Origin of the sequence: Paenibacillus sp. VMFN-D1 (genome assembly GCF_003386155.1) — a bacterium.
Taxonomy (GTDB): domain Bacteria; phylum Bacillota; class Bacilli; order Paenibacillales; family Paenibacillaceae; genus Paenibacillus_AQ; species Paenibacillus_AQ favisporus.
In genome coordinates this window covers 2,349,297-2,374,652 of the sequence record NZ_QRDU01000001.1, presented here as the reverse complement: position 1 = coordinate 2,374,652, position 25,356 = coordinate 2,349,297, and the positions used below count along the sequence as shown (strand labels likewise).

The following is a 25,356-nucleotide window of genomic DNA, read 5'->3' as shown; positions in this document are numbered from 1 at the left end:
TCTGGTACAATCCCATTTTATATATGAAAAGGAGAATGAGTCATGGCGCAAAATACCGATAGAGTATTGAAGGTAGCAATCGTTGGTTGTGGAGGCATCGCCAACGGCAAGCACATCCCGAACCTGGTTAACCAGAAAAACGTAGAGCTGGTGGCTTTTTGCGACATCATCGAAGAGCGTGCCATCGAGTCCGCCCGCAAAATCGGCAAAGAGGATACGATCAAAATCTACACCGACTACAAAGAACTGCTGAAGGACGAGAGCATTGACGTCGTGCATGTATGCACACCGAACAAATCGCACTCCTTTATTACGATCGACGCCCTCGAAGCAGGCAAACACGTGATGTGTGAAAAGCCGATGGCCAAGACAGCCAAAGAGGCAAGAGCGATGGTCGAAACCGCCAAGCGGACCGGCAAGAAGCTTACGATCGGCTATGACAACCGCTATCGTCCGGATTCCCTGACCCTCAAGCAAATTTGCGAAAGAGGCGACCTCGGCGACATTTACTTTGCGAAAGCGCATGCGATCCGCAGACGCGCCGTGCCGACATGGGGCGTGTTCCTGAACGAGGATGAGCAGGGAGGCGGACCGCTGATCGATATCGGTACGCACGCGCTGGACCTGACGCTCTGGCTGATGAACAATTACAAAGTAAAGAGCGTCAAAGGCAACGTGTACTACAAGCTTGGCGACAAGGAAAGCCCTGCCAACGCTTTTGGTCCATGGAACCCGGAAGAATTTAATGTGGAAGACTCCGCGTTTGGCTTTATTACGATGGAGAACGGCGCAACCGTCATTCTGGAAGCGAGCTGGGCGCTCAACACGCTTGACGTGGGCGAAGCTCAGGCTTCCCTGTCCGGTACGGAAGGCGGCGCGGACATGAAGGACGGCTTGCGCATCAACGGTGAGGACCTTGGCGTGCTGTATACGAAGAAGCCGGAGCTGAAGACAGGCGGGGTCGCCTACTTCGCAGGCAATTCCGAGAGCCAAGCCGGCAGAGAATGCCGTCTCTGGATCGAGAGCATTCTGAACGATACCGAGCCGATGGTCAAACCGGAACAGGCGCTGGTCGTAACGGAAGTTCTGGAGGCCATTTACGAGTCGGCCCGTACCGGCAAAACGGTATATTTCGACGACCAGCTTGTCACGGCCGAAGGATAAGTTCAGCCCTGCCAAAGACAATACGCTACAATCAAGTACAACCGTCCGGCTGCTGCCGGGCGGTTTTTTTCGTTGAAAGGCTCGTTCGCAGGAGAGCTATTCCCACGCAGCTGCCCCGGATCAGCGGTGATGTACGGGTAAAGGCTGGATTCTTGGTTTCCGAGGATCGGGCTTTTTTTTGCATGAAGGGGATGCGAGGCTTGTCCCCAGAGACGTCGTGTGTAGACGTTTGTACCTAATTTGTTGATCAATTTGTGTACAAATGCTAGAAGCTATTAAAAAATAGGAAAAATTGGCCGAATAGTAATAATGAACGTTAGTTTTTCGTAGGAGGTTCATCCTAAACAAATCGATGAATTGGGGAATATGCACTAGATTTCGCGCCTTTCATTTTAGTAGCAAAAACTGCCGTAAGCGGACCTGGTGATTACGAATGGAGCTGCGTGCTCAGGAGGGCTTGATGATCAGACTGTATATGCTTGGGATCAAGAACGTTTCTGCGGCGCATTTCGATCATTTTATGAAACGGGTCTCTCCCGAACGAACCAGACAAGTACGACGAATCAGAAACAGGAGGGATGCTGTAAGAAGCCTGTTCGGCGAGGTCATAGTGCGCTGGGCGGTGAGCCAAGTAAAGCCTGCTGCCGCCTTTTCCAAGCGATGGACACGCAGCGAATTTGGCAAACCGGCCTTTGCAGACGAACCGGATATTCACTTTAATCTTTCCCATTCCGGAGATTGGGTGGTAGCCGCCCTCGGCCCGTCTGAACTTGGAGTGGATGTCGAGCAGGTGCTCCCAGTGAACCCGGGAATGGCTGAATCATGTTTTTCACCCGCTGAACTCGGACTGCTTCAACACTTGAGCGAAGAAGAGCGGCTGAACCGGTTTTATGACCTCTGGACGCTCAAAGAAAGCTATATCAAATGCATCGGCAGAGGATTAAGCCAGCCGCTGGACTCATTTACGATCACACTTCGTCCGGACGGAAACATTGAGTACAGCGGTCCCGACATTGAAGCACGCAATTATCAGTTTATGCTGATCCCGATGGAAGGACCATATAAGCTCGCGGTCTGTACGAAAGCAAAGGGGCCGATCGAAATTTACACGCCGGAAATGGATCAACTGTTGAATATGAAAATGTTTGCAGATTAATTTCTGAAATGAATGGAAATATCCATGAAAATTATGGTAGACTAGGTTTGCGAAATGAACAATTTATAGTTACTAATTATTCATTAGTTTCTATAAAAATGTGCATGTTAAATCCATAGGCAAAACTGCTGAAAAGCAGTGACGCAAAGCTATAGGGACTACTTCCGAAACGGGATATGTCAGCCAGTTGCAGATGAATTGGTGAGCTGTGGTTTGCATTCCCATAGGTTGCTATTTTTTTGCCCAGAATAAGCTGTTTTCGCCACGGGGAGGTGTGATTCGTACAAAACCAAGATCGTTTCTAGTATGGCCAGATGGATCGTTGCCAGCAAGATTACATAATAGAGATAGACCAAAGGAGAGAAACGAGAATGAGCAAGTCTCAGCAATTTTTCAAGAAGTGGCGGTTTAAAAATTTAAGTATTGTAAGCAGAAGTATGCTGCTGACCAGTCTTTATATTTTCATCACCGGGGCTGTCGTCATTGGCGCAAGCTTTTATATTCAGGGCACCGTCCTGACCCAGCAGCTGCAGTCGGATTCCGGTAAAACGATGGATGCCCTGGTGAAGAGCGTATCGGTACAAGACGTCGAGCAGGCCAAGAATGTAAAGGATCCCAACGCCGCTGTCCAGCAAAAGCTAACGGGTATCTTTGACGAGCTGTCCCGTACGCATCCGAATATTGCCCAAGGGTATATTTTCGGGCCGGAGCTCGAAGGAGGCAATCAAACCTCGATTATTTCGATGCCGTCGGCTGTGCTGGAAATGTTCGCCAAAGATAATTTGCATCTGGGCGACCTGTACGAGCAGCCTAAAATTCATGCCGATGCCGTCCGCGAAATGCTGAAAACGAAAAAACTGGTGTTTACCAAAGCATATACAGATAACTATGGTACATGGATCACGGTCCTGTATCCGTTCCAGGATGCAGGCGGCAACATCTTCGCCTACATGGGCATCGACGTGGATGCCAGCCTGGTCGCTACCGGTCAGAATGATTTGCTGCGCAACACGCTGTTCGCCCTGCTGTTTACGCTGGTGATCGTACTGGCGCTGCAGTATTACACGAACAGACGGACGTTTGCCCCGATCAAATCGCTTATGACGGCGCTGGACAAGCTCAGCAAAGGCGATTTTACCGTACAGCTGAAGGCTGGCGACGATGAGCTTGGGCAGGTTAACGCCAAATTCAACACGATGGTGAACCAAATCAACGAGCTGGTAGGGACGATTAAAAAAGTATCGGAGCAGTCGGCAGAGCAATCGAAGTTCCTGTTCTCGGCTGTGGAGAACAATAACAAAAACTCGTTGGCCATTACGAAAAATATTGAACAAATGTCCGAGCGGGTTGCACTGCAGAGCACATCCATCACGGAGAGCGTTGTTTCGCTGGAGGAAATTTCGTCAGGCGTCAACACGATTGCCGGCAATACGTCCGAGCTGTCAGACATTTCGATGCAGATGAAGGATCAGTCGGAAAAAGGAAACGAGAACGTTGAGCAGGTTATCGAGCAGATGAATTCAATCAACCACTCGGTTAAAAATTCCGTGGACATTATTGAGAAGCTGCAGGTCCGTTCCCAGGAAATCGGCCAAATTGTCCAGGTCATTACGGAGATTGCTTCCCAGACCAATCTGCTGTCCCTGAACGCAAGCATCGAAGCGGCGCGGGCCGGCGAGGAAGGCCGGGGATTTGCCGTGGTAGCCGATGAGGTCAAAAAATTGTCCGAAGAGTCCAGAAGATCCGCCACGCAAATTATCGAGCTGATCCGCTTCATTCAGGATGAGACCGCACTGGCCGTCGAGGCCATCAGCGAAGGCGAGCAGAACGTCGCCAAAGGGATTGAGGTCGTTAAGGAAACCGGCTCCCTGTTTAAAGGCATGATGATCGCAACCGACTCGGTTACGAGCCAAATTCAGGAGGTTTCTGCAGCGACGCAGCAGATGGTTGCCGAAACCGAGCAAATAACGGCTTCCATCAAACAGCTTGCGGAGCTGGCGGAGAAAAACTCGGCCGTATCCAGCGAGATCAAGACGAGTGCCCAGGAGCAGCAGGCTTCCTTTGACAGGATTTATGATTCCGCCAATCAGATGAACCAGGTGGCTGACCAATTGGAAACCTTAGTCGACAAATTGCGGGTGTAATCATGAAGGAGCTGAACATTTTGAACACAACATCGATAAGCGAGCGCAGCAAGGCATACTGGTCCCAGGAACTCGAGCTTCCTCTGCCCGGACTCAATCTCTACACGGATGAGCCGGTGCGGGAAATTCAGCCCGATTTGCTGCGGATCTCGGAAACGCTGGACTTGGGACCGGAAGAGGCTGCTGAACTGAGCCGGCTGGGCAACCCTCGTGCCTGGTGGCTGGCTGGTTACGCGGTGTTCCTGTACAGGATGAGTGCCGATCAGGATTTGCTGCTTGGCGTGGTGAGCCGGCAAGGAGAACTGCTGCCGCTTCGCGCAGCGATCAGCGGACAAGATACGTTCCGGCAGGTCTATGCGCGGATCGAAGCCAAGCTGGGAGAGCTGGACGCCGCGGATTTGAGTCTGCAGGAGCTTGAAGAAATGATGGGCCAGCCACTCGGCTATCAAGCGGTGTACGGCGAGGTTCATGAGAGCCGTCCGGCTTGGCTGGGCTGGAACGTTCAGGCGAAATCCGGTCGGTGGACGATGAGCATCGCCTATGCGCGCCAGCTGTTCCGGGAACAGACTGTGCGCAAGTTCAGCAGGCATTACGCTCAAATCGTTCGAGGTGCGCTGCGGAATGTGGATCTGGAAATCAGCCGCCTGCCTTTTCTGCTGGAGGAGGATCGGGCCGCTTATACTGCTTTGAATGATACGCAGATGGACCTTCCGGAACAGCCGACGATCGTCCGGATGATGGCTTCCACTATAGCGAAGTATCCGGACCGGATCGCCGTCACTCAAGATGGGCAGCAGTTAACCTACAAGCAGCTTGACCGGCAGTCCAACCGGATTGCGAACATGCTGCTTTCCAAAGGGCTGCAGAAGGGGCAGTTCGTGCCGATTTTCATGAAACGGAGCCTCGAAACGATTGTTTGCATGCTTGGCGTTATTAAGGCAGGCGGGGCTTACATTCCGCTGGATCCTTCCCATCCGGATGAAAGAAACGCCTATATTATTGCTGACACGCAAACCGGGATGATCCTGACACATGCTGAATATGTGGACCGTCTGGAAACGCTGCTTGCCGGTTTTGACAGGAAGCCGGAAATTCTCCCATTGGGAGAACAGGCGGACTCCTATCCGGAAGAAGCATCCCCGGTTGCCATTGAGCCGGATGATCTGGCCTATATCATTTATACGTCCGGTTCCACAGGCAAGCCGAAGGGAGCCCTGATCGCTCATCAAGGCGTCGTCAACTTGGCGGAGTCCACGCGCAGAGAGATGGATCTGACTGAGGAGGACGTGATTCTTCAGTACTCCACCTTCAGCTTTGACGCGTCGGTCTATGACATTTTCGGATCGCTGGCCTGCGGCAGCCGGCTGCATCTGCTCACCGATGAGGAGCGTTTCTCCATCGACGCCTTCACCGCGGCGGTGGTGGAGCAGCAGGCGACGCGCGTCGCCATTCTGCCGACCGTTTTCTTTAACCAGCTTGCAGCCCATTTGCCAGAAGAGGATGCGCCCAAATACGGGAACATCAAGAGCATCATCGTCGGCGGCGAGGCGTTGTCGGGAGAGGCCGTACGCATGCTTCAGAAAAAGCTGCAGGTTCCGATCGTCAATCTTTACGGTCCCACCGAGATTACGGCGGTGGCAACCTCCCATATCGTCGACTATCCGGTTCCGGACGATCTGACGACAGTATGTATCGGAACGCCGCTGAACAATTATGAATTGTACATTGTCAGCGAGCACGACGAGCTGTGCCCGATCGGAGTTACCGGCGAGCTCCTGATCAGCTCCGTCGGCGTGGGCAAGGGGTATTTGAACCAGCCCGAAAAAACGAAGGAAGCCTTCATCACCGATCCGATTACGCCGGAGTCGGGCAAGAAATTTTACCGTTCGGGCGATATGGTCCGCCTTCTTCCGAGCGGACTGGTGGAGTATCGGGGGAGAAAGGATGCCCAGGTAAAAATCCGGGGCTTCCGGATCGAGATCGGAGAGATCGAGGACAATCTGGCAAAGCATGAGTCCGTCAAGGATATCGCTGTCATTCCAAGAACCGAAGCGGATGGAACCAAAGTGCTCGCTGCCTTTTATACGTCAAATGACGGGCAGCCGGTTGCTTCCAAGGAACTCGCCCAATTTTTAGGCCAAAAGGTGCCCGGCTACATGGTTCCCAAATATATGTGCTTCGTGGATCAAATGCCGCTGTCACCGACAGGGAAAATCGACCGCAAAAAGCTGGCGGCCTTCGAGATCGTGCCGGAAGAGGACGATTCGCCGTATGAAGCCCCTGTCACGGCCATTCAAAAGGAAGTGGCCGCTGCATGGGAGAAAGCGCTTGGCCAGACGAGAATCGGCATCCACGACGATTTCTTTGAAATCGGCGGCTACTCTTTGAAAATATTGGAGATCCTGGTGCTGCTCAAGCCGAATTATCCGCAGCTGAAGATCAACGATTTCTTCGTGTACCCGACGATTGCCGCATTGGCCGGCCGGATCGAAGTGCTGGCCCATGAAGCGTCCACAGCCGAGGAGGCGTTCGGTGAGGACGTTCCGCTGCAGGATTTGGCGGAGTTTCCGCTCAGCTTTTACCCTCAGGATCCTGCCGAAGGGCGGGTATACACGCAGGAGAACATTTTGCTGACCGGCGCGACCGGCTACCTTGGCTCTCACCTGCTGTACGAGCTGCTTCGCCAATCGAAAGCTTCGATTTATTGTCTCGTTCGTCCATCCGGCGTGCAGGAGCCTTACGCCCGGCTGGAACAGACAATGGTCGGATACTTCGGGAATGAAGTCAAACATCTGATGGACAATCGGGTCATCGCCGTGCAGGGCGATCTGGAACAGGAGCATTTAGGATTGAGCGAGGAAGTTCGGGACATGCTGGCAGATCGCCTGGACTCCATCCTCCATTGCGGTGCGGAAGTCAAGCATTTTGGGGAAGCGGACTATTTTGCCAGGGTCAACGTGGACAGTACGAACCGTCTGCTGGCATTGGCCAAATCCAAACCGGGCGTTCGGTTCCATTTCATCTCAACGCTCGGCATCCCGGAAGATTTGGCGCTAAACGGCCAATGGGCTTCGATCACGGCCGGTTCCGGTTATGATGAAGCCTACGTCGAGAACGTCTATACCAACAGCAAGCTTGCTGCCGAGAAACTCGTCGTTCAAGCCGGCCGGGAAGGCCTTGCTGCTTCCGTATATCGCGTAGGCAATTTGTCCTGCCGGTCGGATAACGGCTTATTCCAGAATAACATCGACAACAATGCGTTTTACCGCATGCTTAAGGCGATGCTGCTGCTTAAAAAAGCGCCGGATGTTCGCTGGGAAGTCGATATGACGCCGATCAATTACGCGGGAGAAGCCATTACCGCCTTGGCGCTTCAGGACGCGACCATCGGACGGATGTTTCATATCTGCAACCCGGTCACGGTATCTTATCGAGACATGGTGCGATTCTTCCAGGCATACGGTTATACGATCGACTTGACCGATTGGAAGGAATACGAGCAGTGGCTTCTCGATCCGAAGCAGGCCAAGGACCAGGCGGGTCTGGAGCTGGCCATGGCGCAGCTGGAGGGGGACGGTGCGAAAAACTCCAATTACCGCTACGCATGCCCGCAGACACTCGAGTACCTCGAGGGGACCGGGGTCCAGTGTGCTCAGCCGGATGAGGCTTATTTCCGCAAGCTGATCGCTCATGCCGTTAAGGTGGAGTATTTTGAGCAGCCCGAATAGTCGGGAGAATTGTTATCATTGCGATAAACCCTTGGGGCTGTAATGCGGCCAGCGGATCGTCATGAACCTGGCAAGGAAAGAAAAAGGTTAGAACGTGTTAGAAATAAAGACAGAAACGGACGAAAGCGAATAATATAGCCGGAGCCGTATGAGGAGCTCGAGTTTTGCAAGGCAGGGTGGGCATGGTATTGTGCAATCTGTGACCGCAGGACATAGCAGACAAAAGCGAGATCTCGTATCCTATAGCGCGACAATCAATTCACCAGCAATGTTAACAGCAATAAACCAGCAATACACCAGCAATTCTCGAGCAATTCACCGAGCAATTCACCGAGCAATACACGAGTAATTCACCAGTAATTCATCAGCAAGAGCAAGCTTTAGAAATGAGGAAAAAGGTTGGGGAAGAACCGGACCAGCAATCGCATGGATAAAAGCAAAAGCATGACCAGGAGCAAGACCAAAAGTACGACCCAGGTCCGCGGAATAATAATAAGTAACAATAATAGAAAGACAATAGCTATACGACTGTGAAATTGAAATGAATGAATGGTACAAGAGCAATACAGAAAGACAGATAAGGAACAACCATCTGCGGGACTTAAGCAATACTAAAGGGATTTGCGGAACTTTGCGGGCTCTTTCGGCAAATGATATTTCCAGCCATATTAGCATTCCTAATCATACCACTCATCCTTTTCCATGTTTGCTGAATATTGAAATCGAACGACATGATGCCGTTCGATTTTTTTTTTTTTGCAATCCCTTGAACCTTACGCTGCGTAATGTTTTATATTAGAGCTACCGGTACAGTCTTCGCGAAGCAAGGGGATGATTATGAACACGCAGTGGAAGGTCGGGGAGCTGGCGGCCATGACGGGACTGACGATCCGAACGTTAAGGTACTACGATCAAATCGGTTTGTTTTCTCCGTCCGGGCATACCGAATCCGGTCACCGGATCTATAACGGGCATGATTTGGCCAAATTGCAGCAAATATTGTCTCTGAAAGAGCTGGGTTTGTCGCTGGATGAGGTCAAGGAAATCGTGGACGGGAACGAATTCAGCCCGCTCGACATTGTCCGGATTCAGATGGACCGCCTGAGAAGTACCATCCGGTTGCAGCAGCGGCTCCTGCAGGAGCTGGAAAACGTATCGGCTCTTCTGCAGCATGACCAAACGTTGACGGTCAATGAGTTTACCGCATTGCTTGAAGTGATGAAGAAGAGCAAGGAAAAGTTCTTTTTGGAAAAACGGACAAGCATGGAGCGCAGCCTCGACCGGCTCGGGGAGGCGCTTGGGGAAAACCAGCCGGATCCTATGAATAGGAACAATCCAGGGAGGCCATGACCATGAATAACGAACGATCTGTCATTCACGAAACATTTGTTATTGAACGCAATTATCAAGCAGCGCCGGCGAAGGTGTTTTCGGCCTGGTCCGATCCCGAACTGAAGTCAGCCTGGTTTCCGAAAGCCGACAGCTTCGAGTTTAAGGTAGGGGGGCGTGAAGTCAATGCCGGGGGGCCACCGGATGGGCCGGTGTTTACCTTTGATGCCGTCTACCAGGAGATCGCAGAGAACGAGCGGATCGTCTATACGTATACGTTGGATCAAGGCGACAGCCGCATGTCCATATCGGTCGTGTCGGTGCAGTTCCAGGCGTCGGGGCAAGGAACAAGATTGATTTATACCGAGCATGGTGCATTTCTCGACGGACTGGATACAGTTTCTATGCGCGAGCACGGGACCAAGATTATGCTGGATAAGCTGGGCGAAGTCGTCGCTGAGTAGCCCGGTCAAGGTGGTCATTGCAAGATGCAGTACTGCATTCAGATACAACGAAGTCGCCTCAGGGATCCTGAGGCGACTTTTTTGCATTGAAGGGTCGGTCTTCAGTCTTCAGTTAGAAGTCCCACCGTGCAGAAAAAATCGAATGCATACCGCATGGACTCTGCTATCATATAGATGATGAGGATTTATACATACAGAAGGAGGGGATTCCATGAACCGAAACGAAGCGCGCAGGGTCGTACCCTTAGGGGAATCGGCGGTTGTGGTGCACCTTGGCGGCACGGTCAGCGAAGATTTGCACCGTGAGGTTCAGGTGCTGACCCGGCGCATTGAGGCAAATCCCTTTCCAGGGTTTGTCGAATGTGTTCCGGCATTTACGAGCGTGACCGTATTATATGATCCGTTTGAGCTTGATTTACCGCTGCACGAGACCGGCCGGATGGATTATGTGCAGTCCCTTCTGGAAACTTATATGGCGGACATCCAGGGAACGCCCGATGTGGAGCCGGTGGTGATCGACATCCCGGTATGCTATGGAGGCGGGTTTGGCCCGGACTTAGAAGAAGTAGCCTCCATCAACAACTTAACCACCCAGGATGTGGTCCAGATCCATACAGCTCAAACCTATTTGGTCTATGCGGTGGGGTTTGCTCCCGGGTTCCCTTATTTGGGCGGGCTCGACGAACGGATCGCCGCGCCGCGTAAACCGTCGCCGCGGCTTGCCATTCCGGCCGGGTCGGTCGGAATCGCGGGGACGCAGACGGGAATCTACCCGGTGGAAACACCGGGCGGCTGGCAGATCATCGGCCGGACGCCGTTTCCCCTGTTTAGGCCGGATCAGGACCCGCCCGCGCTGCTGCGGGGAGGGGAATATATCCGGTTCCGTCAGATAGGCGCGGCGGAATACGAGCGGATCAAGGGGGCGCAAGCATGAGCATAACGGTCATAAAACCCGGTCTGATGGCGACGATCCAGGACTTGGGAAGATCCGGCTACGGCAAGTACGGGATCATCGTCTCCGGCCCCATGGACCGCTTCGCGCACCGGACGGCCAATTGGCTGGTGGGCAACGATGAGGGCGACGCCCTCATCGAGGTGACCTGGTCGGGGATGTCCGTCCGCATGGAACGGGAGATGTGGGTAGCCCTGACCGGAGGGGATTTTTCACCGCAGATTGACGGTGTGCCGGTTCCGATGTGGAGGCCCGTTTTTGTCCGAAAGGGCAGTACACTCACGTTTACCGGACCGAAGTCAGGCTGCCGGACGTATCTGGCTGTTGCAGGAGGCATCGATGTGCCTGAGGTTCTTGGCAGCCGCAGCACGTATATTCGTGCCGGGATCGGCGGCATGAAGGGAAGGGCGCTAAAGGCAGGGGACATCATTCCAGTAGGGACCGGCAAAGGCCGGTTGCGCCATCCATCCACAAAGGGAACACAGCCTTTTGATGCGGTGAGGTGGGCGGTTCCGGCCTCGGAAAGGCCCGCTTACAGCGAGCACCCTTACGTCCGGATCGTCAGCGGGCCGCAATTCGGCGATTTCGACGATGTGAGCCGGCGCGCGCTGCTTGATCATGATTTCCGGGTTACGCCCCAATCGGACCGGATGGGGTACCGGCTGGAAGGTCCGCGGCTGCAGCTTCACCGACCGCAGGAATACATATCGGAAGGGGTGACGATGGGGACCGTGCAGGTACCGTCCGATGGGCAGCCGATCATTCTGATGGCCGATCGCCAGACGCTCGGCGGCTATCCGAAGATCGCCCAGGTTGCCGGCGTGGACCTGCCGGTGGTTGCGCAGACACCGCCCGGTTCAACTCTCCGCTTTAGGGAGATCAGTCAGACGGAAGCGGAACAATTATGGATGGATCAGGGCATACGGTTAAGGCGGCTTGCCCGGATGATTGCCCTTAAATTAAAGGAGGACGGATGGCTTGATGGGTTGGATTGACTTGAACTGCGATATGGGGGAAGGATTCGGCGTATATCGGATCGGGGCCGACGAAGAGCTGATGGGGGAAATTACGTCCGCCAACATCGCCTGCGGGTACCACGCCGGCGATCCCTCCGTCATGCGGAAGACGGTGAAGCTGGCTTTAAGCCGCGGGGTCGCCATCGGCGCGCATCCCGGTTTGCCGGATCTGGCCGGCTTCGGGAGAAGAAACATGGATATTTCGCCGGAGGAAGCCATGGATTTGGTGACGTACCAAATCGGCGCACTGCAGGCGATTGCCAAACAGGAAGGCGGGCGTCTTCATCATGTCAAACCGCACGGCGCCCTGTACAACATGGCTGCGGTCTCCGCTCCCCTGGCGGATGCAATCGCCGAAGCTGTCTGCCGCACGGACGAGTCCCTGATTCTCTACGGCCTGGCAGGCAGCGAGCTGCTGGCTGCGGGGGCAAGGTACGGGCTCACAACAGCCAGCGAAGTATTCGCCGACCGGACGTATCAGCCCGACGGCACGCTGACGCCCCGCAGGCTGCCTCACGCGCTCATCACGGACACCGATCAGGCGGTTCGGCAGGTGATCCGCATGGTGAAGGAAGGCAGGGTAACTTCCGCGGACGGAGCGGAGGTGACCATTCAGGCCGACACGGTCTGTCTTCATGGCGACGGCGAGCATGCCACAGCCTTTGCCAGGGAGCTTCGGGCGCGCCTGGAAGCGGAAGGCATTGGAGTCAGGCCTGCAGGAGTATGACCCTGTTATCAATAAAACAAAAAAAGACAGTCCGTCAGGCCCTTTATGCCTGATCCGGACTGTCTTTTTGCGGTTCTGCCGCATGATTCAGCATGAGGCCCAGCTGCCTCACGTAAGGTCTCAGCTCGTCGACGGAATCCAGAAAGTTGGTATACACCCGGATCAAAGTCGCGTTCGGTTGATCCTGTTCCAGCTCCCGCCGAAGCAGGTCGATCACTTCCAGCAGCTCTTTCTGAATCCGCTCCGGCTGCGGCAGCTCTTGGACCTTTTGGGCAAAATACTGCAGAAACTCACCCAGGTTCGCCCGCCGGGTCGGAAGGTCCACCGGATTGATGTCATTAAAATAGGCGCTCGACACCTTGAGAATCGGGACCGGCTCCTTTTCGATCATGTCGCAGATAACCGCGTCCATCCGGTCTACGCAAAACCGGGCCAGTTCCGCCATCGGGCAGGCGATAATCGATTGTACAGCATGGGACAAATATTCCCGCGACATGCCGCGGTAGATCGCCACAATATCCCCAAGATAAGGGGAGATGGAATCGCCGTAAGCTTCGTAGAAGCAGTCGCGGTGCCACGTCAGAAACGCGGCGCGCTTTTTTTTCCATTCCACCTGGAAGTTTTCGTTAGCGGTGATCGGCAGCTCTTTGAACTCGCTCGTAAAAAAGTGGTTTTCCAGCATGTATTGAAGCTGAAACTCGATCTTGCGCCGCAAAATTTCCTTCGGCGGGTCCCCCGCCAGCCGCAGCGAGCGATCCAGCTCCCGGGCTTGCTCGAACATCGTCCGGTGCACGAAGGTGAAAACGCCGGTAAACAGGTCCTCTTTTGAAGGAAACACTTTATAAATGCTGCCCTTGGCCATGCCGCATGCTTCCGCAATGTCCTGCATGGAGGCGGCGAAATATCCTTTTTCTTTAAAAATACGCATTGCCGTATTGATGATCTGCTGCTTTTTGATTTGCTCCATCCTTACCACCCCTACACATTTTGACATGATGTCCGCTAAGGGTCAACAAAGGAATTGACACAAAAAACTCAAGAGTCATATAATGAACTAGCGAGTTTTATGCGGATATTTAAGTTGACAGGAGGTGAGCCAAAGCGAAATGCTTTGGCATGAAGTATGAAAATTTCAGATCAGATCGAAATGCTGGAACTGTCCCTTTCCATGGGCGATCGGGAGATGGTGATTCATCCTGTAGTCATCCGGGATAAGGATTCCTATGTATTGGTAGACACGGGGATGCCGGGCTCCTACGAAAAAATCGTGGAGCTCATGTCTCAGGCGGGGATTGACCCTGCCGCCCCTCATTCCATTATTGTTACCCACCAGGATATCGACCATGTGGGCAGCCTGCCTCAATTTAAGGGCGAGGGCGTGGAGGTATACGCACATGCGGAAGACCAGCCTTACATCGACGGACTCAAACCAATGATTAAATTTAGCGGGGACCGTAAAAAGGGACTGCTGGAGTCGCTGCCGGCCCAATTAGCTGAAGCCTTTGAGACGACCTTTTCCGGAAAGGTGACCAATGTGACCCGCCTTCTTGCCGATGGCGAGAAGCTGCCTTTCGGCGGGGGACTGACCGTCATTTATACACCCGGCCACACTCCAGGGCATATCAGCTTGTATCACGAGCCGAGCAAAACATTGATTACCGGTGACGCCATGGTCGTTAACAACGGCGAGCTGCAGGGACCGAATCCGCCGGTGACGCCGAATATGGACGAAGCGATGCAGTCGATCACCAAATTCAAAGCCTATCCGATCGAAAACGTCATCTGCTATCATGGCGGTCTGTACCAAGGGGATGCCGGGGCGCGAATCGCTGAACTGACTGAGAGCCTGTAATGACAGACACCGCAAGCTTGAACAACAGCCGTTTGAGGAACAACAAATGGCTGCGGTTTTTGGTGACCTGCGTGTTTGCCGTCATCGGTGGATGCATCTTCCAATGGATCCATATGCCGATACCATGGCTGCTCGGCTCCATGGTTTTTGTCATGATCGGCTCCAAGCTGTTTAAAGGCGTTTCTTTCTTTTGGCCGGGGCAGGTGCGAAATACGGGGATGATCATCATCGGTTATACGATGGGATTATCCTTCACCATGTCCACGCTGAAGCAGATCGGGCATCAGCTGCCGACGATGATCCTGTTTACGGCGCTGCTGCTGGTCGTTGCTGCGGCGATCGCCTTTATGATCGCTTTTCTGTCGGGAATCCCGTTTCCTACGGTGCTGATGGGCAGCATTCCCGGGGGGCTGAGCCAAATGATCACGCTGGCGGAAGAAGTGGAGGGAATCGATTTGACGGTCGTGACCTTCCTTCAGGTGTCGCGGCTGATCATGATTATTTTCTGTGTGCCCCTATTGATCTTCAGCCCGCTGTTCCATCCCACGGGATCGCATGCATCAGAAGCCGCATCTCCGGCGGCATCGGCTGATTGGTCCGCCTTGTTTCCGCATATTTGGCTTTTCGCGGTGGTATGCGTCGTATTTGCCTTGGTGGGCAAACGGATCAAATTTCCGACAGCCTTTCTGCTGGGGCCGATGATCGGCACCATCCTGCTCAATTTATGGGGATATGAGGGACATTCGCTCCCGCCGGTGGCCCTGAGCCTGTCGCAGCTGATGATGGGCGGGTATATCGGATTGCTGCTTAAACCGGAAAATTTGAAGCACAAAGTGAAAATCATTTTGCTCGCCATATTGAGCGGTGTCGTGCTGATCGCATGCTCCCTCGGGCTCAGCGTGCTGCTGACCAAGTTTCACGCGATTACGGAAGTTACGTCATTTCTCAGCCTTTCGCCAGGCGGTATGGATCAGATGGCGCTGATCGCCAAGGAAGTGAACGGGGACCTGTCGGTCGTCACCTGCTACCAGCTGTTCCGAACCCTGTTTATCTTTTTCGCCGTACCGCCGCTGCTCAGGCTGATCTTCAGATCGATGCTTAAAGGAAAAAAATTGGCCAACAGGCCGATGTGATCTATAAACACGCAACCTACATGTTTTATCTATTCAACCAGCCATCGCATTTCAGCTTTGGCTGTTTTTTTATATTTAGACCACCAGCCGACGCTGAGCCACGCTAACCCTGCGAATGCTGCTGAGTTATGCTTTTGCTGCTGACGAATATCTTCTATACTATAGTCATCACGGGTTGACCTATTTGGGAGGAACAAAGCGCATGAGCATATCACATGAATCGAGTGACAAGCCCGTCCAGGTATTTCCGTGTCTGACGGCGGTTTCGTCTGAAGAGTGGCGGGAGTCCGGGCCGTTTATCCGTCGATTTAGCGCTAAATCGCGAATATTCCACCGGGATGATGCAGCGGCATACGGTATGTTCCTTCTCAGTGGAACCGCGAGGATCACGGTGATCGGCGAAAATGGCTCCGAATCCGTCATCAACCTGCTGACGGCGGGAGAAATTTGCTCACTTTTGGTGCTGAGCGGTCTAAGCGGGCGCGAGTATCCCGGTGAACTGACTGCCGAGACCGAAGTAGAAGTACTGTTTGTGCGGAAAAGCAGCTTTATGCGTTGGGTACAGGAGTACGAGTCTATTCGCGCCACGGTGTTCGGCGGGCTGCTTGACGGCATGCTTCGCATGGTGGAACGGACGCAGCAGCGCCAGACCCTCCCGCTTGACAACCGCCTTGCCGGAGCGCTGCTGCGAATGACGGCCGGGGAAGCGCCGACGGTGCGGATCACCCATCAGGAGCTGGCCGAAGAGGTCGGGTCGGTTCGCGAAGTCGTGACAAGGGCTCTTGCCCGGTTTCAGCGAAAAGGGTGGATCGAGACCAGCCGGGGAACGGTCCGCATTTTGCAGCGAAAGCTGCTGGAAGAGGAGTTTGGTGACCTGGTCACAGAGGAATCCGGAGCTTCCTGCTAAAGTGGGTTCATGCATCTCATGCATAGAAGATCCATGAGGAGGAATATCCATGACCAACCTGCTGATAACCGGGGACAAAGCTCCGCTCTTCCAATCGATCGACCAGCACGGCGATCCGGTTTCGCTGGACCAATTCCGCGGCGGCAAGGTGCTGCTGTCGTTCTTTCGTAATGCGGCATGCGCTATGTGCAATTTACGCGTTCATCAAATGATCCAGAGGTACCCCGACTGGCGTCGCCAGGGGCTTCAAGTCATCGCATTTTTTGAATCGCCGGATGCGAACCTGCACAAGTATGTAGGCGCGCAGCAGGCGCCTTTCTCGCTCATTGCCGATCCGAATGCCGATATCTATAGCCTGTACGGAGTCGAATCGTCGGAATCCAAGACGGAAGCTACATTAGCGCTGCCGAATGTTCATGAACTGGCAGATGAAGCGGCGGCGGCCGGTTTTCCGCTTACGCCTGAAGATGGGGCCAATTTCCACCGCATTCCAGCAGAGTTTCTGATCGATGAAGAGGGGATCGTAAGGACCGCATATTACGGAAAGCTGATTACCGATCACCTTCCTTTCGAATGGGTGGACCGGTTCGCAGCGTCCTCCCCGGAGGAAGCACTTATGAAGCCGGAGAATCGGTCTCGCTAAACGCCGCTGAAATAAGGTGAGACAATCCCTTACCATTGTATAGATTGTTTGGAATCCAAACAGTCATAGCAGGAATTTCTTTGCTGTGGCTGTTTTTATTTTCGTTTTCTCTAAATATTTCTTTGTGGTAGTATTTGGTCAGGAGGCATGAAGATGAACACGACAACTTTGACTGCGCTTGCCGAGCCTAACCGGCTGCATATTATCGAGCTCATTCGCGACCGTGGCCCCCTGACCATTGGAGATATCGCGAATCGGCTTGAACTCAACCAGCCCCAGACATCCAAGCACGTCCGCGTTCTTCACGAGGCCGGCCTCGTTGAAGTGCAGCCTGCAGCCAACCGGCGAATCATTAAGCTGCGTACCGAACCATTTCAAGAGCTGGACCACTGGCTTGAGTCTTTCCGATCGATGTGGGATGACCGTTTGGACCGCCTGGATGAATACCTGCGGGATATCCAGGGGCGAGATTCATCGGAATGAGCGATATGAATCCCTCATATGAACTGCAAAAAAACATCGCGATGCCGTGATGTTTTTTCTTTTGCTTCAAGTTGAACCCCTTTTAAGACTGCATGGATGCCCCTAATTCTTCCAAGTCATGTTTTAACCACTCCATAAAACGGCGGGAGACCTGCGAATGGGTCTTTTCCTTGCGCTGGATGACGCCGAGGTAGACAGGGCCGTGATCCGGCAGATCGAAGTCAAGGATCGCGATATTGTCCTTGCGGAAGGCCGGCTCGTTCATGAACGAGAAGTTGAGCCCGATGGTCACGGCGCCGTGATTCATGCACGCCCTGAAGATCAGATCCCGGTTATTGGTGGTGAAGAGCACGTCTACCGGGCCATAGAGTGACTGAAAGTCGTCCATATACCACTTCACATAATCGTCGTTATAGAGGACGACGGTCTGCTGCCTTAATTCTTCAGGACCGATCGCGGGCTTCAGGGCGAGCGGCGACGCGCTGCTGATGCCGGCGACCATGTGCACGGGGAGCAGCCGTTCGAAGGCCAGGCCGGTGCGTTCGATCAACCGGTTTTTGAACAATATAATGAGTCCGAGATCGCTTTTGTCCTGGTTCACATCGTCAATGATGTCCTGCGAGCCTTTTTCCACGATCTCCAGCTTCACGTCCGGAAACTTCTTTTTAAATTCGATCACGACACGCTCAAGAAGAGACATAGGGCTTGGTATGGTCGCCACCCGCAGCCGGCCCTTGACCGTACCCGATAATCCGCGGGCGGCCTCCAGCAGATCTTCATATTTCTCCAGCGTTTCATATGCTTTTTTGATAATGATTTTGCCTTCGGGAGTCAGGGTGACTCCGGATTTGGACCTGGTAAAAATGCTGATCCCCCACTCCGATTCCAGACTGGTGATGGCTTGGCTGACCGCTGAAATCGTCACATGAAGCTGCTCGGCCGCTTTGGAAATCGAACCGGCCCGGGCCACCTCCACCAAGTACTCCAGCTTTTCCGTATTCATGAAGCATCGTCCTTTGATCTTTAAGTTTTTCTTAAGCAAAATTCAATAGGTTTAAATTTTGCTGAATCTCAAGACATGTTAACATAATGATGTGAGATACGAAAGGAAGGGATTCATGATGAGACTCGAAGGAAAAGCTGCACTGATTACAGGCGCCGGCGCCGGGATCGGCAAGACGACGGCTCTCCGCTTTGCGGAAGAAGGCGCCAAAGTCGTCGTTACCGATATTGATCTCAACAGCGCCAAGCAGACGGCTGCGGAAATTACGCAGGCCGGCGGCGAAGCTGCAGCATTCCGTCATGATGTCAGCAATGAGGACGAATGGAAAGAAATTGCGAATGCCGCGGTTCAGCAGTTTGGCCGCATCGATATTTTGTTCAACAATGCCGGCATTTATTTCATTAAGCCGCTGGCCGACATCGAACTGGCGGAATGGAACCGGATGATGGCGATCAACGTGACCGGCGTTTTCCTTGGGATGAAGCATGTGATGCCGCTCATGGCCAAACAAAAGAGTGGTTCCGTTATTAATGCATCCTCCATTGCGGGACTGACGGGCGCATCCGGCCATATCGCTTACGGAGCTTCGAAAGGTGCGGTCCGGACAATGACCAAGGACGCCGCGATCGAATACGCAGCCGCAGGCGTTCGGGTGAACTCGATCCATCCGGCCTACATCAACACCGCCATGGGCGCTTACGCGTCGGAGGTGAGCCAAATGTCCGAAGCCGAACTGGGTAAAAAGGTAGCGCCGATGGGCCGTTTCGGCACGGTGGAGGAAGTAGCGAATCTGGTGGTATTCCTGGCATCGGACGAGTCGTCGTATTCCACGGGATCCGAATTTGTCATCGACGGCGGGGCAACGGCTATCTAAGAGTCTGTACATTTAAGTGAATTCATAGGAGCGTGTTTAATCATGAAATTTGATTCCAAAGTAGCGATTGTTACCGGCGGCGCCAGCGGCATCGGGGAAGCGACGGTACGGATGTTTGCCTCCGAAGGGGCGAAGGTCGTTATCGCCGATTTTTCGGACAGGGGCCAGACCCTCTCCGAGGAGCTGAACGCACAGGGATACGATACGCTGTTTGTCAAAACAGACGTGACGCAAGAAGCTGAGGTGCAGCGAATGGTTGAGCAGACGATCGCCAAGTTCGGCAAGCTGGACATCCTGTTCGCCAACGCGGGTATCGCCAAGGACGGACCGGCGGACCGGTTATCGTCGGACAGCTGGCAGCGGACGATCGACATTAACCTGACGGGTGTATTTTTAAGCGACAAATATGCGATCCAGCAGATGCTGGCCCAAGGAACGGGCGGGGCGATCGTGAACTGCGGATCCATTCACAGCCATGTGGGCAAGGCGGGTGTCACGGCTTATGCGTCCGCCAAGGGCGGGGTGAAGCTGTTGACCCAGTCAATGGCAGCCGATTATGCCGCCAAGGGCATCCGGATCAATGCGGTGTGCCCGGGATATATCGACACGCCGCTCATTCAGGGCAGGGACGAAGCCATTACCGCACATCTGACCGCCCTTCATCCGATGGGACGGCTCGGCAAGCCGGAGGAAGTCGCCAAAGCCGTGCTGTTCCTGGCGAGCGAGGATGCTTCCTTCATCACTGGTGCCAGCTTGCTGGTCGACGGGGGATACACGGCGGTATAAGAAGAGTACCTGCTGGGCATGATAGAGTACTAAACCGATACAGCGCAGAATATGGAGTAGGGTCAAACCCCTTATGCTCCTGTTCTGCGCTTTTTGTATTTAACGATACCACTATTGAATATGTAAAAAGAATTTGGATCATCAACTTGATCACAACGGGTAAGACCGGGCGGGAGTTTTCGATTTTGCTGGTCGGAAATGCCGTGTTCTTGGTGGACCCGGTTATTTTTAAGCAAAAATCAGAGTAAATATCGTAAGCAGCAGAAGGTGAACCAAGCTCTGCTATAGAAATTAGCTGTATGGCTGTTATTCCGATGCTTGCACGAAGCGGCATGGATATGCGCAGCACTATAACAGCAGGGAGGTAGCTCGTTGTGACTAACCATCCATCGCAGACGCCGGAAATTCAGGCTTATCTGGACCGGATCGGATTCCAAGGCAAGCTGGACAATGGGGCGGACACGCTGGCGGAACTGCAGCACTGCCATATTTACAGCGTTCCCTATGAAAATTTGGATATTTTAAAAGGTGTGCCCTTATCGCTTGACATTCCGGACCTATATGACAAAATCGTCGTGCGCCGGCGCGGCGGATACTGCTTTGAGCTCAATGCGTTGTTTGGCTGGCTGCTGGGCGAACTGGGATTTCCCGTGACCCACTATTTCGCCAGATTTTGGCGTGATGAGGATAACCTGCCCCCAAAGCGCAGGCATCATGTGCTTCAGGTTGAAGCAGAAGGAGCCCGGTATTTATGCGATGTCGGGGTAGGCGGAAATGTCCCCGGCAGGCCTGTGCTGATCAAGGAGCATCTGGAACAGCCGCAGGGAACCGAATGCTATCGCCTGGACCGGGATCCGTTCTTCGGCTGGCAGCTGATGGAGAGGAAAGGGGAGGATTGGCGACTCATTTATTCCTTTGCCGAAGAGCCCCAACTGCCGCGGGATTATGTGATGGCCTCCTTCTGGTGCGAGCATGCTCCTGAATCAATTTTCAGACAAGGCCCGATGGTGTTTATCCGCACGCCGGAAGGGCGAAACACGGTCGCTGGCGACGAGTTCCGGATCTTTGCCGGCAAGGAGGTGCGCATCCTCACCCCCCGGACACCGGAAGAGAAGCGGGATGCGTTCAGGCAGTATTTTGGCATTGTCCTCCCCGAATAAAATGCGTGCCGATCCCATCAAGATTGGGCGTGGGCAGCAGCATCATAATGAAAAGTGCCGTCTCCCTTTGGAAGGGATGACGGCACTTTTTTTGCGGTTGGCGGTACACACTAAAATACGCTCCGAACTAACCCGCCGTCGATCCGCAGCGCGGCCCCGTTGATTGCAGAGGAGAGCGGGCTGCTGATAAACGTAACGAGGTGAGCAATTTCCTCCGGCCGGATCAGCCGCTGAATGATCGAGGTCGGCCGGTTTTCCCGCATGAAGCGCTGCTCCGCCTCCCGGATCGTTAACGATTCCCCCGGATACAGGGTATCGAGCATTGTCTCAACCCCCTCGGTCAGGGTGGAGCCGGGCATCACGGTATTAACCGTCACGTCCGTGCCCTTGGTCAGCTCGGCCAGGCTGCGGGAGATCGACAGCTGCATCGTCTTGGTGGCGCTGTAATGCGCCATCTCCTGCGACGGCATGACGGCGGCTTCGCTGGCAATGAAAATAATTCTTCCGCGGTCCTGCTGCATCATGCGTTTCAGATAATGCCGGCTCAAGCGGACACCGCTCATAATGTTGACCTCAAAGAAGCGGAACCATTCCTCATCCGGGATATCGAAAAATTCGGCAGGTTCAAAAATGCCCAAATTGTTCACCACGATATCGACATCCGGATGCTGTTCCATCATGGTGAGACAGCCTTGTTCCGTTCCCAGATCGGCGACTGCGGGAACGAGTTCGGCTCCGGTATGCCGCCCCCGGATTTCATCGATCGTTTCGTGGACCTTGTCTTCACGGCGGCCGTTAATCAGAACCTTGGCCCCTTCTGCAGCCAGTGAAGACGCGATAGCCTTGCCGATGCCGGAAGTGGAACCGGTGACAAGCGCGGTTTGTCCAGATAGCTGAAGCTCCATAATGATAACCTCCTCCATAAGAATCCCCAAATAGGATCCCTACAATTTAATCTCTTATACCATTAGTTTCCAGTTCTTCATTCTAACTGTCAAGCCGGCCGCGCATCAAAAAGTTCAAAACTTCAGACATCCGTCACTTGCCGGCCGGAACCGAGGCGATGTTTGCCCTTGATCGGAGTAACGATTCTAGCAGAATGGCTTTGATCTATGAAAAAATGGGTCTCTTACCAGGAACACATTGATCGTGAGTTTACTATATATATCAATGTCAGATAGAAGCATTCTGACAGACAACGGTTTACTCAGAAAGGAGGATCCGCCATTTTCAGATCAACCGGCATGTCCCGCAAAGAAACCATTTTGCGGTTTTTCCGCGATCAGGAGGGCAGAATCCAGCTGTTCTGGCGCATTGTGCTCGGCTGGCTGGCGTTTGTGGCCGGACTGGGTCTGGCCGTGGCCGCTGCAACGGTTGCAGCCTCATATGGTTTTCCCACTTTGGCCCTGCAGGTGATTCTCGCCGTCGTAACCACAGGCATAAGTGTGCCCCTGATTTATTTGCTGAGGCGGTATGCCGACAGACGGCCATGGAGCGGCCTCGGGCTGAGTTCTCCGCCGTCCGGCCTGCCGTACTTTCTCCTTGGAGCAGCTTTCTTGGCGCTCCTTACCGCAGCCTCGCTGCTGATCGGCAGCGCCTTAGGCTGGCTCGAAGTCGTCGCTTTGCATCTTCCCGTGCCTACGCTGTTTGCGATTTTGATCAATACGGCCATCGCCTTTTTCTATGAGGCTTTTCCCGAAGAGATTTCCTTCCGCGGCTATTTGTTCCGCAATTTGAACACGCGGTTCCCGCGCTGGATCGCTCTGCTGATGCAGGTCGCCCTGTTTGTGCTCGCGCCGGTCGCACTCACCGCAATCATGGTAGCTGCCGGGATTGCCACATGGGATCAAATTACGGCAGACTATATCATCAACTTGATTGCCTTCGGCACGCTGCTGCAAATGTGCCGTATTCTATCAGGCAATCTGTGGATGAACATCGGCTTCCACGTGGCATGGCTCGAAATGGTAAGGTATGTCGTCGTTCCGTCTTCTTCGGCGCTCATCGAGGTTCAGTACAACTCTCCGCTCGGCGCATACCTGGTCAATATCGGATCGGTCGTTATCGGCGTTATCGTGCTTCTTACCTGGTCGCTCCGCAAGAAAAACAGGGTGGACTGGAACCGCATTGAGCCGGAAGACGCTAAGCAGGTAAGTTAAGAACAAGCATAATCCGGAAAGAAATCAGGAAAGAAAAACCGATGGAAGGCGGGCTCTGTGTGAGCCCGCTATTGTCATTCGTGCAGAACGGTGTAGACGTGCGGTATTGTGAGCAATCAGGGGGAATGGCGGGCTGGGAGGATTCCGGGCATGGTTTTCCCGTACATTTCCACCGTTTTCCTGCCTTGTGCGCTCCTTTTGGCTGAGAATATAATCAGCTTATTACACGACATATCGAAGAAGGAGAAGTCATGGGAATATGGGTGCGTGAACGGTCGTTTTACAGCATGTTTATCCGGTTAACCGTGCTGATCGGACTGCAAAATATCATTACGCTTGGCGTCAACTTATCGGATAATCTGCTGCTTGGAGGATACAGCGAATCCGCGCTGTCCGGGGTTGCGCTGGCCAACCAGATCCAGTTTATTTTGCATATGCTGGTCATGGGCGCGGCCGAAGGGCTGGTCATCCTGTCCTCCCGAAATTGGGGCGCCAAAAATATAGACGCCATCAAACGGGCCTCCAGCATTGGGATGCGGATCGCCCTGGCTGTAAGCGTGATCATGTGGGCGGTCGTTTTTTTCTTCCCGCACGGCTGCCTGTCGCTGTTTACGAACGAGCAGAACGTGATCGCGGAAGGGGCGAAGTATTTAAAGATTATTTGTTTTTCGTACATATTTTTTGCGGTGACCAACATTTTGCTGGCGGCGCTCCGCAGCGTCGAGGTCGTGCGGATCGGCTTTCTCGTTTCGCTGTCCACTTTGATCATTAATGTGTGCCTGAATTACCTGCTGATTTATGGCCACCTGGGCTTCCCGCGCCTTGGGGTGAGCGGTTCGGCCATCGCCACACTGACCGCAAGGGTGATCGAATGCGTGATCGTCCTCACCTTCGTGAAGAAGTTCGATCAGCGGATTCGCTTTAGGCTGAAAGATTTTTACAGTATCGACAAGTCTCTGTTCAAGCAGTATCTGCGAATCGGTTCGCCTGTGCTGATGGCCAACCTGCTGTGGGCCGTATCGATGGGAGCGCAGACCGCCATCCTGGGGCATATGGGCGAGGCGGCGATCGCCGCCAACAGCGTGGCAAACACGATTTTTCAGCTGGTCACGGTCATTACTTACGCATCGGCCAGCGCGACAGCGGTCATCATCGGCAAGACGATCGGGGAAGGGAATACCGGAAAGGTCGTATCCTACAGCAAAACGCTGCAGCTTCTGTACTTGATCATCGGCGTACTGACCGCGGTCCTGCTGTTTGCCGTGAAGGACGTCGTCCTCGATCTGTATGCAATATCGGAGAGCTCCAAAACGCTGGCCCTGCAGTTCATGACCATTCTGTCGGTGACGGTCGTCGGTACGGCATACCAGATGCCTGCATTGACCGGCATTGTCCGCAGCGGAGGAGACACCAAGTTCGTCCTGTACAACGACTTCATTTTCATGTGGCTGATCGTGCTGCCGGCTTCGGCGCTGTGTGCGTTTGTGTTTGATCTGTCGCCGGTTATTACGTTTATGTGCCTCAAATGCGATCAAATCCTGAAATGCTTTGTTGCAATCGTAAAAGTGAACAGGTACCGCTGGATCCGGGTGTTCGACGAGCGTGGCGGGAAGCCGAAGGACGCTGGCGGCAATGTCGCGACCTGATACAGGATGATCACCATCCGGCAGCGGTCT

At 53.7% G+C, this 25,356-nt stretch carries 22 protein-coding genes and 1 riboswitch; of the genes, 19 read left to right on the top strand and 3 right to left on the bottom strand.

What is annotated here, in order from left to right; translation table 11 throughout:
* Positions 1–42 precede the first annotated feature (42 nt).
* The 9 genes from C7820_RS10870 (at position 43) to C7820_RS10830 (ending at position 12,680) form a co-directional block, all read left to right on the top strand.
* Positions 43–1,164: a Gfo/Idh/MocA family protein gene (locus C7820_RS10870; protein WP_076167255.1), complete on the top strand. Its 1,122-nt coding sequence runs from the start codon at positions 43–45 to the stop codon at positions 1,162–1,164.
* Between the two features lie 460 nt (positions 1,165–1,624).
* Positions 1,625–2,320, top strand: a complete 696-nt coding sequence (locus C7820_RS10865; RefSeq protein WP_181908994.1) for a 4'-phosphopantetheinyl transferase family protein — start codon at positions 1,625–1,627, stop codon at positions 2,318–2,320.
* Positions 2,321–2,428: 108 nt separating this feature from the next.
* Positions 2,429–2,515, top strand: a riboswitch (cyclic di-GMP riboswitch).
* Positions 2,516–2,691: 176 nt separating this feature from the next.
* Positions 2,692–4,464: a methyl-accepting chemotaxis protein gene (locus C7820_RS10860; protein ID WP_116230951.1), complete on the top strand. Its 1,773-nt coding sequence runs from the start codon at positions 2,692–2,694 to the stop codon at positions 4,462–4,464.
* Between the two features lie 20 nt (positions 4,465–4,484).
* A complete protein-coding gene (locus C7820_RS10855; RefSeq protein WP_116231723.1) occupies positions 4,485–8,192 on the top strand; it encodes a non-ribosomal peptide synthetase family protein in 3,708 nt (1,235 codons plus the stop codon).
* A gap of 837 nt (positions 8,193–9,029) precedes the next feature.
* A complete protein-coding gene (locus C7820_RS10850) occupies positions 9,030–9,542 on the top strand; it encodes a MerR family transcriptional regulator (protein WP_116230950.1) in 513 nt (170 codons plus the stop codon).
* 2 nt (positions 9,543–9,544) lie between these two features.
* Complete coding sequence (locus C7820_RS10845) at positions 9,545–9,985, top strand: SRPBCC family protein (protein ID WP_116230949.1); 441 nt, start codon at positions 9,545–9,547, stop codon at positions 9,983–9,985.
* A gap of 211 nt (positions 9,986–10,196) precedes the next feature.
* On the top strand, positions 10,197–10,919 hold the full coding sequence (pxpB, locus tag C7820_RS10840; RefSeq protein ID WP_116230948.1) for a 5-oxoprolinase subunit PxpB: 723 nt from the start codon (positions 10,197–10,199) through the stop codon (positions 10,917–10,919).
* Positions 10,916–11,932, top strand: coding sequence for a 5-oxoprolinase subunit C family protein (locus C7820_RS10835; RefSeq protein WP_116230947.1), 1,017 nt, complete (start codon positions 10,916–10,918; stop codon positions 11,930–11,932). The genes pxpB and C7820_RS10835 overlap by 4 nt, the downstream gene beginning before the upstream one ends.
* On the top strand, positions 11,919–12,680 hold the full coding sequence (locus C7820_RS10830) for a LamB/YcsF family protein (RefSeq protein WP_116230946.1): 762 nt from the start codon (positions 11,919–11,921) through the stop codon (positions 12,678–12,680). The genes C7820_RS10835 and C7820_RS10830 overlap by 14 nt, the downstream gene beginning before the upstream one ends.
* 43 nt (positions 12,681–12,723) lie before the next feature.
* Here C7820_RS10830 and C7820_RS10825 read toward each other — a convergent pair whose 3' ends face one another.
* Positions 12,724–13,647 (bottom strand): TetR/AcrR family transcriptional regulator, encoded by a 924-nt coding sequence (locus C7820_RS10825; RefSeq protein ID WP_181908993.1) that lies wholly within the window; start codon positions 13,645–13,647, stop codon positions 12,724–12,726.
* A gap of 156 nt (positions 13,648–13,803) precedes the next feature.
* Between C7820_RS10825 and C7820_RS10820 the strand changes: the two genes are divergently transcribed.
* The 5 genes from C7820_RS10820 (at position 13,804) to C7820_RS10800 (ending at position 17,698) form a co-directional block, all read left to right on the top strand.
* The gene (locus tag C7820_RS10820; RefSeq protein ID WP_116230944.1) at positions 13,804–14,532 is read left to right on the top strand and encodes an MBL fold metallo-hydrolase; all 729 of its coding nucleotides are present in this window, start codon (positions 13,804–13,806) and stop codon (positions 14,530–14,532) included.
* The gene (locus tag C7820_RS10815; RefSeq protein WP_116230943.1) at positions 14,532–15,665 is read left to right on the top strand and encodes an AbrB family transcriptional regulator; all 1,134 of its coding nucleotides are present in this window, start codon (positions 14,532–14,534) and stop codon (positions 15,663–15,665) included. The genes C7820_RS10820 and C7820_RS10815 overlap by 1 nt, the downstream gene beginning before the upstream one ends.
* A gap of 202 nt (positions 15,666–15,867) precedes the next feature.
* Positions 15,868–16,572: a Crp/Fnr family transcriptional regulator gene (locus C7820_RS10810; protein WP_076167223.1), complete on the top strand. Its 705-nt coding sequence runs from the start codon at positions 15,868–15,870 to the stop codon at positions 16,570–16,572.
* 49 nt (positions 16,573–16,621) lie between these two features.
* Positions 16,622–17,215: a redoxin domain-containing protein gene (locus C7820_RS10805; protein ID WP_116230942.1), complete on the top strand. Its 594-nt coding sequence runs from the start codon at positions 16,622–16,624 to the stop codon at positions 17,213–17,215.
* Positions 17,216–17,368: 153 nt separating this feature from the next.
* A complete protein-coding gene (locus C7820_RS10800) occupies positions 17,369–17,698 on the top strand; it encodes an ArsR/SmtB family transcription factor (RefSeq protein ID WP_076167219.1) in 330 nt (109 codons plus the stop codon).
* An 82-nt stretch (positions 17,699–17,780) separates the two neighbouring features.
* Here the strand turns inward: C7820_RS10800 and C7820_RS10795 are convergent, their stop codons facing one another.
* Positions 17,781–18,701 carry a LysR family transcriptional regulator gene (locus tag C7820_RS10795; protein WP_116230940.1) on the bottom strand — a complete coding sequence of 307 codons (921 nt, stop codon included), beginning with the start codon at positions 18,699–18,701 and terminating at the stop codon, positions 17,781–17,783.
* A gap of 118 nt (positions 18,702–18,819) precedes the next feature.
* On the opposite strand from C7820_RS10795, the gene C7820_RS10790 reads away from it, so the two are divergent.
* The 3 genes from C7820_RS10790 (at position 18,820) to C7820_RS10780 (ending at position 21,521) form a co-directional block, all read left to right on the top strand.
* A complete protein-coding gene (locus C7820_RS10790) occupies positions 18,820–19,575 on the top strand; it encodes an SDR family NAD(P)-dependent oxidoreductase (protein WP_181909069.1) in 756 nt (251 codons plus the stop codon).
* 42 nt (positions 19,576–19,617) lie between these two features.
* Entirely contained in the window at positions 19,618–20,361 is a 744-nt protein-coding gene (locus C7820_RS10785; RefSeq protein ID WP_116230938.1) for an SDR family NAD(P)-dependent oxidoreductase, read from the top strand.
* Positions 20,362–20,735: 374 nt separating this feature from the next.
* Positions 20,736–21,521, top strand: a complete 786-nt coding sequence (locus C7820_RS10780; RefSeq protein WP_116230937.1) for an arylamine N-acetyltransferase family protein — start codon at positions 20,736–20,738, stop codon at positions 21,519–21,521.
* Positions 21,522–21,631: 110 nt separating this feature from the next.
* On the opposite strand, the gene C7820_RS10775 is transcribed toward C7820_RS10780, so the two are convergent.
* Complete coding sequence (locus C7820_RS10775; protein WP_116230936.1) at positions 21,632–22,426, bottom strand: SDR family NAD(P)-dependent oxidoreductase; 795 nt, start codon at positions 22,424–22,426, stop codon at positions 21,632–21,634.
* 339 nt (positions 22,427–22,765) lie between these two features.
* On the opposite strand from C7820_RS10775, the gene C7820_RS10770 reads away from it, so the two are divergent.
* Both C7820_RS10770 and C7820_RS10765 read left to right on the top strand, forming a co-directional pair.
* The gene (locus C7820_RS10770; RefSeq protein WP_181908992.1) at positions 22,766–23,680 is read left to right on the top strand and encodes a CPBP family intramembrane glutamic endopeptidase; all 915 of its coding nucleotides are present in this window, start codon (positions 22,766–22,768) and stop codon (positions 23,678–23,680) included.
* Between the two features lie 251 nt (positions 23,681–23,931).
* On the top strand, positions 23,932–25,326 hold the full coding sequence (locus tag C7820_RS10765; RefSeq protein WP_116230935.1) for an MATE family efflux transporter: 1,395 nt from the start codon (positions 23,932–23,934) through the stop codon (positions 25,324–25,326).
* The last annotated feature ends 30 nt before the right edge of the window (positions 25,327–25,356 follow it).